The organism is Ligilactobacillus sp. RTP31139st1_D10_RTP31139_211217 (assembly GCF_040226755.1).
In the GTDB taxonomy this organism is placed as follows: Bacteria; Bacillota; Bacilli; order Lactobacillales; family Lactobacillaceae; genus Ligilactobacillus; species Ligilactobacillus animalis.
In genome coordinates, this window is record NZ_JBCOAR010000006.1 from 37,794 (window position 1) to 51,357 (window position 13,564).

Annotated in this window: 11 protein-coding genes and 1 riboswitch; of the genes, 6 read left to right on the forward strand and 5 right to left on the reverse strand. The window is 42.6% G+C overall.

Going from position 1 to position 13,564, the window contains the following annotated elements; translation table 11 throughout:
• Positions 1–3 precede the first annotated feature (3 nt).
• The 3 genes from ABT996_RS04965 to ABT996_RS04975 are packed head-to-tail and all read right to left on the reverse strand — an operon-like array spanning position 4 to position 1,498.
• The gene (locus tag ABT996_RS04965) at positions 4–768 is read right to left on the reverse strand and encodes a 3-oxoacyl-ACP reductase (protein ID WP_035446812.1); all 765 of its coding nucleotides are present in this window, start codon (positions 766–768) and stop codon (positions 4–6) included.
• Positions 768–995: a DUF2829 domain-containing protein gene (locus ABT996_RS04970; RefSeq protein ID WP_035446813.1), complete on the reverse strand. Its 228-nt coding sequence runs from the start codon at positions 993–995 to the stop codon at positions 768–770. The genes ABT996_RS04965 and ABT996_RS04970 overlap by 1 nt, the downstream gene beginning before the upstream one ends.
• Before the next feature lie 14 nt (positions 996–1,009).
• On the reverse strand, positions 1,010–1,498 hold the full coding sequence (locus tag ABT996_RS04975; RefSeq protein WP_035446814.1) for a QueT transporter family protein: 489 nt from the start codon (positions 1,496–1,498) through the stop codon (positions 1,010–1,012).
• Positions 1,499–1,504: 6 nt separating this feature from the next.
• Positions 1,505–1,552, reverse strand: a riboswitch (PreQ1 riboswitch).
• Between the two features lie 144 nt (positions 1,553–1,696).
• Between ABT996_RS04975 and ABT996_RS04980 the strand changes: the two genes are divergently transcribed.
• The 5 genes from ABT996_RS04980 to ABT996_RS05000 all read left to right on the forward strand — a co-directional run bounded on the left by ABT996_RS04980 (position 1,697) and on the right by ABT996_RS05000 (position 10,484).
• Entirely contained in the window at positions 1,697–4,720 is a 3,024-nt protein-coding gene (locus ABT996_RS04980; protein ID WP_052006303.1) for a GH25 family lysozyme, read from the forward strand.
• Between the two features lie 369 nt (positions 4,721–5,089).
• Positions 5,090–7,903 carry a KxYKxGKxW signal peptide domain-containing protein gene (locus tag ABT996_RS04985; protein WP_035446815.1) on the forward strand — a complete coding sequence of 938 codons (2,814 nt, stop codon included), beginning with the start codon at positions 5,090–5,092 and terminating at the stop codon, positions 7,901–7,903.
• Positions 7,904–7,905: 2 nt separating this feature from the next.
• Positions 7,906–9,324 carry a hypothetical protein gene (locus ABT996_RS04990; protein ID WP_035446816.1) on the forward strand — a complete coding sequence of 473 codons (1,419 nt, stop codon included), beginning with the start codon at positions 7,906–7,908 and terminating at the stop codon, positions 9,322–9,324.
• Positions 9,234–9,599, forward strand: a complete 366-nt coding sequence (locus tag ABT996_RS04995; protein ID WP_035446817.1) for a hypothetical protein — start codon at positions 9,234–9,236, stop codon at positions 9,597–9,599. Before ABT996_RS04990 ends, ABT996_RS04995 begins: the two co-directional genes overlap by 91 nt.
• Before the next feature lie 9 nt (positions 9,600–9,608).
• Positions 9,609–10,484, forward strand: a complete 876-nt coding sequence (locus ABT996_RS05000; RefSeq protein WP_035446819.1) for a mucin-binding protein — start codon at positions 9,609–9,611, stop codon at positions 10,482–10,484.
• 49 nt (positions 10,485–10,533) lie between these two features.
• On the opposite strand, the gene ABT996_RS05005 is transcribed toward ABT996_RS05000, so the two are convergent.
• Together ABT996_RS05005 and ABT996_RS05010 are read right to left on the reverse strand one after the other, a co-directional pair.
• Positions 10,534–10,911, reverse strand: a complete 378-nt coding sequence (locus tag ABT996_RS05005; protein WP_010690277.1) for a VOC family protein — start codon at positions 10,909–10,911, stop codon at positions 10,534–10,536.
• A gap of 5 nt (positions 10,912–10,916) precedes the next feature.
• Positions 10,917–12,239 carry an MATE family efflux transporter gene (locus tag ABT996_RS05010; protein WP_035446821.1) on the reverse strand — a complete coding sequence of 441 codons (1,323 nt, stop codon included), beginning with the start codon at positions 12,237–12,239 and terminating at the stop codon, positions 10,917–10,919.
• Positions 12,240–12,510: 271 nt separating this feature from the next.
• Between ABT996_RS05010 and ABT996_RS05015 the strand changes: the two genes are divergently transcribed.
• Positions 12,511–13,383, forward strand: coding sequence for an ROK family protein (locus ABT996_RS05015; RefSeq protein WP_010690279.1), 873 nt, complete (start codon positions 12,511–12,513; stop codon positions 13,381–13,383).
• The last annotated feature ends 181 nt before the right edge of the window (positions 13,384–13,564 follow it).

Consider the following 13,564-nt stretch of genomic DNA (forward strand, 5'->3'; position numbering starts at 1 on the left):
AAGTTATTTACCAACGCTCCAGCCACCATCGATCTGCATGACTGAACCGTGGATATAATCGGCGGCCGGACTGGCTAAAAAGAGGCTCAGTTCAGCCACTTCACTGGGATCAGCCCAACGTTTAGCGGGCGTGTTTTGGGCAACTTCTTTGGCCATCGTGGCATCGCCTGCAAAATCGGCTTGATTCATCGGGGTCTTGATCGCACCAGGAGCAAGACAGTTGACCCGAATACCCTTGGCGGCGTAGTCAAAAGATAGTTGCTTGGTATAGCCGATGATCGCATGTTTGCTGGCAGTGTAAGCTGCCCCGCCGCCACCAGCGATCAAGCCGGCGATCGAAGCCATATTAACGATCACGCCATGTTTTTGAGCTAACATGGTCGGTAAGAGTGCGTTGGTCAATAAAAAGATACTCTTTAGATTTGTATCAAAGATGTCATCCCAGAGCTCTTCGGTCGTTTCTAAACTAGGTGTATAAGCATCTAAGATCCCAGCTGTATTGAGTAAGATATCTACTTGCGTGGTATGTGCTAAGATAAATGCCACTAGCTGTTTGATATCAGAACTTTTACGCACATCACAGGGATAAAAGTAAAAGCTAGCCGGATAAGCTTGCTTGAGAGCAATGAGCTCGGCGTTTTCAACTAGATCGGTCCCGAAAAAGGTCACACCTTGTGCTAGAAAGGCGCAGGCTTGGGCTAAGCCGATCCCCGAAGCTACGCCAGTTCCAACGACGACTTGCCCAGCTAGTTGAGGATAATTTGTCATTAGTCCACCAATTCCCAGTCAGTTGCTAAAACATCGCATGAAGTTGGCATGAATTGTGAAAGTGATGGTTCCTCTTTAGTTTTGATCATGAGATAAGGGTTGATCTTTTCACCGTTTAAAGTGTCATCTTTAACGACAAAGATATATTCTTCACTTCCGCCCCAACCTACAGTTCGGACGGCTTTTCGGCCCGCTTTTAAAGCCGGTAAAACTTCTTCAAATGTCATCTTAAAATACCTCGTTATTCTGTTAGATCAATTGCTTTACTTAAGAAATAGACTAAAACTGCACCGAGAGTCATCGAAATAAATTCGCCGATCCCGACAGAAAGATAAGTTGCCCAAAATGGTAAGTCACTTACATAGTGTAACTCTAAGGCTACGCTCCAAGACATCAGTGTGCATATAATGACACAAATGGTCAACTTAAGTGGTACCGATCTGATGTTGCGTGTCGCCCAGTAGCTAAGCGAAGTCATCACCAAAGTCCCTAAAGTACCAAAGATCACATCGATGATCCCTAGGGGCGATTGAAGGTTGGCGATCGCACAGCCTAAAGTTACCGCCCAGATATAACGCTTATTAAAAATGCTCAAATTATTGAACAATTCTGAAAAGCGCAGTTGGACAGCTCCAAAGCTCAATGGGTTGATCAAAGTAAAGGTAACATATAAAGCTGCGACCATTCCAGCCTTAGCCAGCTGGACGGTCCGAGTATGTGTTTTTGTCATAAAATGTCTCTCCTAGTTTTTTATTACGGTGGGATGGTTGCGAACCACCAATATATTAGTATAAGAATTTTTTTAATAAAAAGCAATTATATGAGTGTAAAAAAGTAAAAGTGACTGCTATAATGAACTGTGTATCTGATTGGAATATAGTACTATTTATGTTTGGCGCAATGGTTTTATTGTGAAAGGAAGTCAAGGATGGATTACAGGAGAAAAAAGAGGGCCTTGTCACATTACCGTAAAGCAAATAAAAAACATTTTTTACTAGCTTCGGGTGTAACGATGATGGCTTTTTCAACGGGGATGTATACTACGCAAGTCGCTAAAGCTGACCAAACAGCAACGACAACGCAAGTTCAACAACAGACAGCTGAAACAACGCAAGCTACTACTGAGGCTAAGACTGATCTAACGTTGACCACAGAAAATAGCTCGCAAAAAACAGCTACTGAAAACGAAGTACAAGCAGAAACTGGCGCTGTAGTTACAACTGAAGCAACAGAAAATACGCAACTCCAAGATACTGAGGAGAATAAAATAACTGACACTACACAAACAGTTGAGACAAAGACTGAACCAACTGAAACAGAAACTAAGAAGCAAGAAAATGTAGAGACGCAGCTGACAGATAAAGCGCAGACCACAGTTCAGACTGGTGCACAAGATACACAAACAACAACGCAACCGGCAACTTCAAATGAAGTGACAGCAACACAAGCAACAGCGACCGAAAATACGCTTGCGGTCCAAAAAGCGGATTTTACCCAAAATGTAGCTAATAACGTAGCTGTCTCATTTGCGGCTGTCCCAACTCCAGACCACTTTAATATCGGTGATAGCAGTTATACTCGGGCAGACGCGATCGATGTTTCTTCATATCAAGATTGGTTGACCCAAGATGACTTTAATAAACTAAAACAGCTGGGAATTAAAACAGCGATCGTTAAAGTTACTCAAGGGACAGGTTATGTCAATCCAGCTGCAAGTAAGCAGATCGAATATGCCCGTAACGCTGGCTTGAATGTCATGGTCTACCATTATGCAATGTTTGACAATACGAGTGCAGGCTACGCTGAAGGCCAACATGCAGCTAATACGATGCAAAACTTTGGCTTGAGCAAGGATACTTTGATCTTTGCAGATATGGAAGACAGTAGTACATATAGTGTGAATGCTCAAGCAAACTTGAATAGTTTTTGGAATGCTCTATCTGTTGCTGGTTTTACTAACCATGCAGTTTATACTGGTGGGAGCTATCTTTACCGCGATGCAGTGATCGCGACAGTCGGACGTGATAGAACATGGATCGCCCAATATCCATATACTCCGGTCCGTGGTGGGCACTATGAACAACAGTGGCATAATGCCGGTTATGGCGCTTGGCAATTTGCTTCAACAGCATATATTCCAGGTCGAGAATACATGGGGCCACTAGACGTTTCGATCGACTTTAATGGCTTACTGACGGCTCCTGTCAAAAATCGAGAAGCGGGTTACTTTGATGAGATCACGTTGAATGGTAACGATTTAAGTATTCGGGGCTGGCATGCAGCTGACCTATCCGCTTCACGTGGACATGCTTATGTGATCGTTTACGATAAAACGGCTGGCAAAGAATTGAGACGAGTCGCATATACTCCAACGTATCGGCAAGATGTAGCTAATAGCTATGCCAAAAATATCTATAATGCAGCTAATAGTGGCTTTAATGTCAACTTCTCTTTGGCTGGGATCGATATTTCTGGGCATGAATTACAATTTATCGCGCGTTATTCAGATGCGGCTAATGGTGAAGGTAACCATACAGATATGTGGAGTAAGGGCTATATCTTACTGAAAAATGAAGTAGGTAATTTTGATGAGGTCAAGATCGTTGGAGATCAATTACATGTCCGCGGCTGGCATGCAACAGATCGAGATCTAAATGGTGTGACATCAAACTTGCAGCTCATCGATAACCGGACGGGACGTGTTTTACGGACGGTAAATTATTCTGCAGTCGCTCGTCCAGATGTAGTGAAAAATGGCTATGCTAGCTATAAAAATGCAGCCAATAGTGGCTTTGATGTCTATATTCCATTGAGTGGGGTGGATATCACTAATATCAAAGTTATTGCTAATTATGGATCGATCGCTACTTTGTCATCAAGGGAATACCACTTTGCCCGCGAAGCTGATTACTTTGATGATATTTCGATCAGAAATGGTAACCAATTACATGTGAGTGGTTGGCATGCAGCTGATAAAGCAACGACGCGCCCATATACTTTCTTGATCGTCTTTGATAAAACAGCTGGGCGTGAATTGGCCCGGGTCAGCTATACAGCATTGAACCGTAATGACGTGGCAAATAGCTTTGCTGGTGGGATCTATCAGGCTGGCAAGAGTGGCTTTGATACGGTGATCTCATTAGGCAACGCTGATATTACTGAACATGAATTACAAGTCGTTGCGCGCTACTCAGATGCAACTAGTGGCGAAGGTAACCGGATCGATGCTTGGAGTCGTCCGCTCGTAGTCGCTAAACGTGATACTGGTTTCTTTGATGAAGTGAGATTGGTAAATGATAAGTTACACGTTCGTGGGTGGCATGCTTCTGATCGTGTTTCTGCGAATACCGTAGCTAATATTGAAGTGATCGATACTAAGACAGGTCGGGTCTTACGCAGTGTCGCTTATACGCCGGACCTACGCCCTGATGTTGCTAAAAACGGTTATGCTAGTTACAAGAATGCGACAACGAGTGGTTTTGATGTATATATTCCGGTCGCAGGACTGGATATCTCTAACATTACGTTAGTTGCTAATTACACTACTAGTGGTTATACAACTAAAATTACGTCTAATAATCGTAATTTTGAACGCAATGATGGATATTTAGATAGGTTCTATGTTGATGGAAACAATGTAGCACATGTAAGTGGTTGGCATGCCGCTGACAAGGCAACAACGCGTCCATATGCTTTTATCATTATTTATGATCAAACAGCCAAAAAAGAACTAGGACGAGCTCAATATACCGTAAGTGCACGGCAAGACGTTTTAAATAGTTACGCAGGTGGTACTTATAATGCGGGTAAGAGTGGCTTTAATAATGTTGCGATCGAATTAGGCAAAAATATCATCAAGGGTCATGATCTGCAAGTTATCACACGTTATACTGATGACCCTAGAGGCAATGGAAATTACTTGGATATTTGGTTTCCAAGCGTGAGAATATAAAGTTTAAAAGTAACTCAGCCAAGTGAAAGCTTGGCTGAGTTTTTTTATACCATTTGTCAAGAATCACAAGGAATAGATCAAATAAAAGTATCAATCACATGTTTAGGTGTGGTAGAGATAGTGCTTCTTTTATATTATTTACTATTAAAAATGGATAAAAAACAGTACGTATATGTTGAAAAAATCTAATTTAACTTTATATTATGGTTACAGATATTAATTAAAAAAAGCTGTTTCAAAAGGGGTGCAACACAATTTATTTTGTATAAGTTTAATCTTTATGTCACCATTACAAATAAATGATATATTTTATATTTTTTATAAAATTTTACTAAGAAACTGCAATTTTGATTAAAGGAAGTGATCAAAGTGAAAAATATACACTTAAAAAAATACACTATTGAAGAAAAGCGACGATATAAGCTTTATAAACGTAAAAAAACTTGGGTCGTAGCCGGGATAACGATGTTTAGCTCAGCTCTTTTAATGCAGATGCCAGCTTTAGCGGATGAAACAACGACCTTGACTTTAGGGGAAACGACCTCGATCCATGTTAGCCCTGAAGCTAAGCTGCCCGAAGCTGAGTCTGAGACTTTAGAACCAGTAGAAACACCAGGCGAAAGTGCGCAAACCCAAGTACAAGCAACGCCAGCTCCAGAAGCTGAAGTGACGCCGCAAACGTCAACTGATACAGCTACTGAAGCAGATACTACGCAAACTGAACCTCAAACAGATACTCAAGCCGATGCCCCAGTAGAACAGCCAGCAACTTCTGGTTTTCGGAAGGTAGCGGCTGAGAGCACAGTTGCTCAAGCAAACGCAGCTGAGGATAGATCGGTCCATGTGAATACGGTCACTGCAGATAATAGTGGGACGTTATCATCCCAAACTGCTGCCGATGGTTCGACAGAGTATACATTTACAACTGATAATGCCCGTTCGAGTGCGGGCAAGATCGGGATGACTTTTGAGTACACCGGTCAAAATGGCGATACTTTCAGCATGGTCATAAAGCCTAATGCCGCTAACGGTGGAGATCTCGGGCTAGCTGCCAATTTAGATGCTACTGGTTCGCCTCAAAAGACCGCCCTAGGAGACGGAAGCTATAAATATACCTGGACAATAACCGGTGGAGCTGCCAATACCAATGTAACGGTAAAGCAGACCGTAAAACCGATCAATATTTTTGCTGAAGAACTCAGAAACAGTGCCGATGCTTATCAGCCCTATTTAAATTCGAGTTTGAACAATGATACTTTGGTCAGTGGCGATAACTATCAGATCAGTTTCTTGATCAATGATGTTCCGGCGCCAACTAGTTCAAATGTCAAGCTCATTCTAGAAAAGCGTTTAAATGTTACTGGGGCTAAAGTAGAGACCAAAGCAGACGCGTATGTGACCGATGGTAAGACCAATGTGACGGTCGATACTAATTATGTCTATGAAGTCACGACCATCAATGATAGCCTGCTTGCAGGGACTGTTCCAGCCGTTCGTGGTTTAGCTACAGTTCAAGTCCCTGTCCCAGAAAACTTTATCTTAGATGAAAATGAAACAAGTAAGTATCTGATGCATACAAGTGATCCGTTTTTAAACGGTAATCTTAAGGTCAGTCAGCCTGGGGGAGCCGGAACACCGATCATTATGACGACCACTTCTCCGATCGTATTTACAAATAACAGTGCTAAATTGTCATTTATCGGGCGTTATACGAGTACCCAAACTTCGGGCCAAAGTGAAGCACCATCTGGATGGGTCGATCTGGGAGATGGTAAGAAACACTACTTTGGAGCGGTAAATATCGACACTGGTGAGACTTTAGATCCAAGTGCGATCTCACCTGAAGCACGAGGCTTTGCCCAAAAAGTCTTACCAAAAGAAGATCCGACAGTGCATGAAAATTATGGGCTCATCATTCATTATTCAAATAGTGAACAAAGCAACAACGTAGATGTGATGCTTGTTTCTGACTACAATAGTCTCAAAACTGGTTCAGGTAAAAGTGAAGGCGATATTGACCCGGTCAAACGTCCGATCTTAGCCAATGGAGACAGCTCAGCTCCTGTTTTGTATGCAGTTGGGTTGCTGGCTAATGGTTTGACTGAGTTTACGCCGACATATCATTTTGAATTTCCAGAAGAGATCACAACGACAGGGATCACTTTGCCGCTCAACAATGTGACTGATGATCATGCTGATTTCAAGTCCTATAATCCAGCGCAAAGTGGCTATACGGTCGTAGTTACTGGTTCAGATGGAACAAAGATCACCCAACGTCTTCAAGCGGGGGAAAATTACGATCCGCTGACAGGCCAGATCGATTATTTTGGTGAATTTAGAACAGGTAAAAAATTAGCAGCGGGCGTTAGGATCGTAGCTTATGATGTAACGCCAGATGCTAAATATTATGCCAATGCTTACCAAAATTCGATCAATGGGACTACAAATCGTGAAGCTTTAAACGATATCAATTCCGGGTTGATCAATATTTTAGGCCATCTAAATTCAAAAGCTCAACTGGGGCAGACCTATAAGTCAAAGATCCAGGTCGAATCCGAGAATAAACGCTTAACGACTAATTTCCAAGTAGAAGTTTCAGAACCGTTGAAATTACCAGTTCAGGGCTATGGTGGACCGGAATCATACCTTGGAAACAAAGAGCCAACGACCTATAAACCAGGTGATACCTTTACGTTAGGGTTAGAAACACTAGGGACAGTCTCTAAATCCGGTACCGGCAAAAACTTAGATGCTGGAGGCGTTTTAACTGGTAAGGGCAATAAAACGACGACTGACCTTCCAGGACATGCTTTAGCGGTCGAATATGGAACGATCAAAGAACCAATCGTGTATTTGACGCTCCCAGATCAAACGACTTTGACGAATTTTAAAAATAGCGACCAATTTTATCAGGTAACATTCGATAAAAATGATAAAAATCAAGTTGCCCCACAACCAAAGATCACCCAAAAACAAAATGCTGATGGTAAGACAGTGATGGTCTTGGATTGGACGGGAACTGGCTTTGAACTAAAACCAAAGATGCGGGTGCTGTTCAACTTGCAGGTCGTTTCTGATGCGGTCAATGGTTTTGATACGGGCTTATCGAAACAGGATCTCTATGTTTATAAGAAAAATGGTGGAGAGAGTGATCTATATACAGCTGATCAGCTAAAAAATTAGGTGTGTCAACAGAAGGGCTTCAAGTCTATAAAGCTAATGTCAATAACGTTAATAATACCAGTTGGATCCAACTCGGTGGCGATACGAGCAATACAGAATTAGCGCCACGCTTAAAGACCCAGATCACGTTTGATGATGGCTCAGTTGCACAAACGACCTTGGTCAATGATCCAAATGATAGGGTCTATTTTAAGATCGTTACTACCGAAGAGATCAAGCCGGCTCCATTGATCATGGGTACGGGAAATTATGCGTTGTCGGAAAAGGGGCTCAATTATCCAGCTAAAGAATACCTGACAAAAGACGGGCAGCTAAAAGGGCTCCAGACCCTACAAATGGGGATAGTCAACAACTTAGCGACCCCATTGCAAAATGTGATCTCAGTCATGAATCTCCCTCAAGCAGGGATCACTGATGGCAATATTCCAAGTGCCGTACAAGAATTTACACTCAACCTCAGTGCGGTAGGTGAACTTGCTAAGGGCACGACGAACAATCATTTGCATGATGCGCATACGCTTTATTATTCAACTAAGGCTGCGGTTTTAAGCGCAGATGGTACGACCTTGATATTTGAAGATGGCACGACTTGGAAGAGTGGACAGCCAGTCCCAAGTGAGTTGTTGACTGCTGATCAAGTTACTGACTGGAGTACGATCAAAGCGTTAGTGATGGATATCCCAACTTTGAGTATGGGTAATAAGATCATTTATCATTTTCAAGCTTATTCACCAACTAGTGAAACGAATATGGGCAAGAAAGTCTCCTTACGTCAAGTAGGTGGTTACACTGATCAAAAGGCACTAGTCATCGGTACGATCACGGATGCCTATGGGGCCTATGCGACTATCAAGCATGTTGATCAAAATGGCAATTTGATCAATGGCTACCCTGATCTAGTAGGAAAAGCTACGCTAAATGAGACGACTGGTGAATATGAACTAGAAAATAATTATCTTTTAGGTGCATCAGGGCAAGCGTTGAAATTACCAACACCACCAACGATCATAGGTTATAAATTCGTTGAAAATCAATATTCAAGTACGGTCTTTAAAGCCGATGGATCAACTGTGATCACTCGGGTCTATCAAGTCGATCAGGCTCGCTTGTTTGAAGATTCGCTCAAAGGTAAATTACTTGACCAAGCCACTGGTGATCCGCAAGCAAATAACGGTAGTCAAACACCAACTGGGGTCAGTGAGATCCAATTTACAGTGACGGATGCTCAGTTGAAAAAGCCAGGCTATACCTACAAGATCACGGTTGTTGATCAAAATGGTACTTTATTGAGCAACAAGGAATATACTAGTTTAGCAGAAGCTTTGGATGTTTGGGGATTTTTGATGATAAGACCGATGGGCAAGTTGCAACGCAAAACTTCATCGTCAAATATACCGCTGATTTCCAAAAAGCAGTGGTGATCAGTACTAATGATCCACAAAAACAGGTCCCAGAGACTGTTGAAAAAGCTTCTACGACAGCTCCGTATTTCAATGATGGTCAGACTGCTGGCTTGATGTTCTATGATCAAACAGGAGCTCCAGTGCTTTCCGATACGTTATTTGAACGGGCTGGTTATCGTTACACGGTAGTCGCTCCAGATGGAAAGACCTATGCCAATATGGCAGAAGCCTTGGCTGCTAAATTGACATTTGATAATACTGATAACCTGGGAAATACTGATCAGGCGATCTAAGTTTATCAAGTGAACTATGTTGAAGATATCCAAGCTTTACGCATAACGATCATTGATGATACTACTAAAACAGAGCTCCGCACAAATAAGTTGTTAGGTCAAGGACTAGCTGGGGCAAAAGTCAGCGACCAAACGCTCAATGACTATCAAGCTTTGATCAAACAGTATCTCGATAAAGGTTATGAGCTCGTGGAACCAGTTGAATTGCCAACTAACTATGATAATGATCCGGCTAAAGATCAATTAGTCACTTTGCATCTCACGCATGGGACAAGAACACAAGCCGGGGCAAGTAAGGGCGTAACGGAAACGATCACTTATGTCTACGGAAATGGACCTAAGCAAGGTCAGCCTGTGAGCCCAGCAGTTGTCGTGACGAAGACCTTTGTGCCACTTTACACGGTCGATGCGGTGACAGGTGATATCATCGAAACGACTTGGAGTGGAGATGGTGTGATCGAGGCAAGTCAAGTCCCTGAGATCTCAGGCTATACTCCAGATAAGACAATGATCGCTGAACGGATCTTAACGCCAACGATGGAAAACCAAAGCCAAACCGTTTACTATATGTTGGATGAAAAACCAGCAGTCGATGAAACGCCTGAACCAGAGAGACCAACTGAGACGGTGGATAAAGAGCCAGGTATCGGGTCTGATGAAAAGCAAGAAGAACAAAATGAGCCACCAAAACAAGTAACAACAACACAAACTTCTTCAGTGGACAAAGAAAAGACTGCGCCAATTAAGGAAGGTCAAACTGTCACAGAATTGCCACAAACTGGCGATGCTGCGACTGAAAAAACGACCTTTGTGGGAGCTATGTTAGCTACTTTAGCGGGTCTATTGGGATTTGCTACAACTAAGCGCAAAAAAGAAGATAAATAATCAAAATAAAAATCGGCGTCTGATCTGAAATGATCAGCGCCGATTTTTTTTAGTATTCTGAGATCTCGATCAAATTACCATCGGGATCGTTGATGTAGATCGAAGTCATCTTTCCGTTAGCCCCAGTTTTAGTGAGGGGTCCGGCAATGATATCGACAAAATAACTTTTGAGATGGTTGATATCATCGTCGAGGTCATCGCCTGTGACTAAGCATAAGTCAGCACTGCCGACTGTGGGCGTTTTGGCAATCAAAGCATCTTTACGTGTAGTGGTCTGGAGTTTCAGCAGTTGATGTCCACAGCGCAAAGTTGCTACGGTTTCTGTTTCTTCTAAGATGGGCATATCAAAAACTTCGTGGTAAAAGCGAGTTGCCCGGGCCAAATCGCTGACCGTTAAAACGATATGATCTAAACGTTTGATTTTCAAAGAGGTCACCTCTGATCAATATTTTTTAAAGCATTAGTTAAAGAGTACAGGCCTAGAGCACAGACGCACGCTTCAGTAAAGGGTACGCTGAGCCAAACACCATTTAGGCCAAAGAGTGCTGCAAAGATAAAAACAGCACTGATCAAAATAAAATAGCCCCGCAGTAATGAGAGGGTAAAGGCTGATTTAGCTTTTTCGATTGCGACCAGTGATAACATGATCACGAGATTTTGGCTAGCAAAGAAGACACTGATAAAGTACAGTGGCAAAGCATGTATTGCGATCTGCGCTAGTTGTGCGGAGTGATCGTGGTTAAAGACACTGACGATCGGTGTTTTGAAGAAAACTAAGATAAAATACAGTATACACGAAAGGCCAAGAGCAACCTGTAAGCCAAGTCTGATCGCAGTTTTGACGTTTTTAAGGTCGCGTTTGCCATATTCACGACTAGCGATCGGTTGAACACCTAGTGCGATCCCATTTGAGAGAGCTAAGACGACGATCGCAATGTTAGCGATGACACCGTAAGCTGCTACGGCTGCATTGCCACTCAGTTTGAGTAAGACCCAGTTAAAGGCAAAGATACTGACCCCTGTACTCATTTCCGTTAAAAAGGACGGTATCCCTAGGCTAGCAGCCTGTTTGAGATTTTTGAACTCAGGTAGAGCAAATTTTAATTGCAATTTACGTGCGGGATACTTCCGGTGCCATGTTAAGATCGTTAAGCTAGTCAGGGGTGAAAAGATCGTTGCGATCGCAGCCCCAATCATGTGTAGCTGGAAAACAAAGATCAAGAGCCAATCTAAAAAAACGACCACTAATGTAGCAGTCAAAGTTGCGATCATGGTCAATTGCGGGTTGCCATCATTTCTAATGAAGTTGACACAGACGTAATTGATCATGAAAAATGGGGCTCCGAGCGAAATTATCCTAAAATAGCCCAGTGCGATCCCCATGGTCTGCGAATCGGCCCCTAACAGCGTCAAAATCTGCTGCGGGAAGAGATTTAGCAAAAGCGCCAATAAACTCCCTAGCCCAAAACAAAAGATGAGTAACTGCCCAAAAAGGGTCGCGACTTTTTCAGGTTGTTTGAGCTTGTGGATCGAGTAGATCGTTGAACCACCGATCCCAAATAACAGACCAAGTGCGTTAAAGAAATTAAACATGGGTAGCGAGATGTTCAAAGCTGCTAAGCCGAGCGTCCCCCCCGCGGCTGCAATGAAGACCGTATCGACTAGAACGTAAAGTGACAGTCCGGATGAAGCAAAAATATTGCGAATGATATATTGCCCGACTTCACGCCGGATCTGTGGTGTAGAATCTTGCAAAAAAATCCCTCCATAAACTGAACTTTCCTCTATCAAAATTGATCGCCTGTTAGAAAGTTCCGATATGTTATTTTTTGGCAAAACCCGGCGATTTTGCGTCCCTTATTTCGATTTCAACGTTACTGAGTTTAGCAGATTTAGATAAAAAAAGCCAGTCTGGCTAATTTCCTGTTAAACGTTTAACATATTTTGCGTTTTTCTCTTTTCATAACGCTTACTTTGCGATAAGATAGTTATAAGAAAACGATTACTATTTTGGAGGGAAAGTATAGTGAGTAAATTATATGGAGCTATTGAAGCTGGTGGGACAAAGTTTGTTTGTGCTGTAGCTGATGAAGATTTAAATATTTTAGAACGTGTTTCGATCCCAACGACTGTTCCTGAAGAAACGATGACAGATGTCTTTAAATTCTTTGAAAAACATGATGTTGTTTCGATCGGGATCGCTTCTTTTGGTCCGATCGATGTTAACCGTAAATCAGAAACTTATGGTTATATCACCAACACACCTAAGCCAGGTTGGAAAGATTACGATTTCTTAGGTGAAATGAAGAAGCGTTTTGACGTTGACTATGCTTGGACGACAGACGTTAATGGGGCTGCTTATGGCGAATTAAAACGCGGGGCAGCTAAAGGTAAGGATAGCTGTGTCTATTTGACAGTCGGAACTGGCGTTGGTGGTGGTGTTGTGATCAACGGCAAAGTTATCGAAGGCTATGGTCATCCTGAGATCGGGCATATCGTAATGCGCCGTCACCCAGAAGATCACTATGAAGGTCATTGTCCATTCCACCATGATTGCTTAGAAGGCTTGGCTGCTGGTCCAGCGATCGAAGCACGTCAAGGTGGCGTCAAAGCTTATGAGATCCCTAAAGATGACAAAGCTTGGGAGATCGTGGCTTATTACTTGGCCCAAGCCTGTGTAGATCTAACATTGACACTTTCCCCTGAAAAGATCATTTTCGGTGGTGGTGTTTCTAAACAAGAACAACTCTTCCCAATGATCAGAAAATCATTTGCTGAACAGTTGAATGACTACGTTCAAACACCGGATCTAGATGATTATATCGTACACGTTGATCTAGGTGATGATGCTGGGATCACAGGTTGCTTGCTTTTAGCTAAGGAAGCTGAAACTAAATAATGTGAGACATACGGCTAGTTCCGTATAAATAACAAGAGGCCCTGCCATGATGCGGATCTGCATCGTGGTAGGGCCTCTTTTGTGATCATAAAACACTTAAATGAGCTAGTTCTGTTGGGTCATTTAAGATCTCGGCTTTAGTCATTATCTTTTGGATCTGATGTTGTTCTGAAAACAAAGC

Excerpts from the sequence above, each read along its gene's own strand:
- ABT996_RS04965 (WP_035446812.1), bottom strand. The coding sequence starts at position 768 with ATGACAAATTATCCTCAACTAGCTGGGCAAGTCGTCGTTGGAACTGGC.
- ABT996_RS04970 (WP_035446813.1), bottom strand. The coding sequence starts at position 995 with ATGACATTTGAAGAAGTTTTACCGGCTTTAAAAGCGGGCCGAAAAGCC.
- ABT996_RS04975 (WP_035446814.1), bottom strand. The coding sequence starts at position 1,498 with ATGACAAAAACACATACTCGGACCGTCCAGCTGGCTAAGGCTGGAATG.
- ABT996_RS04980 (WP_052006303.1), top strand. The coding sequence starts at position 1,697 with ATGGATTACAGGAGAAAAAAGAGGGCCTTGTCACATTACCGTAAAGCA.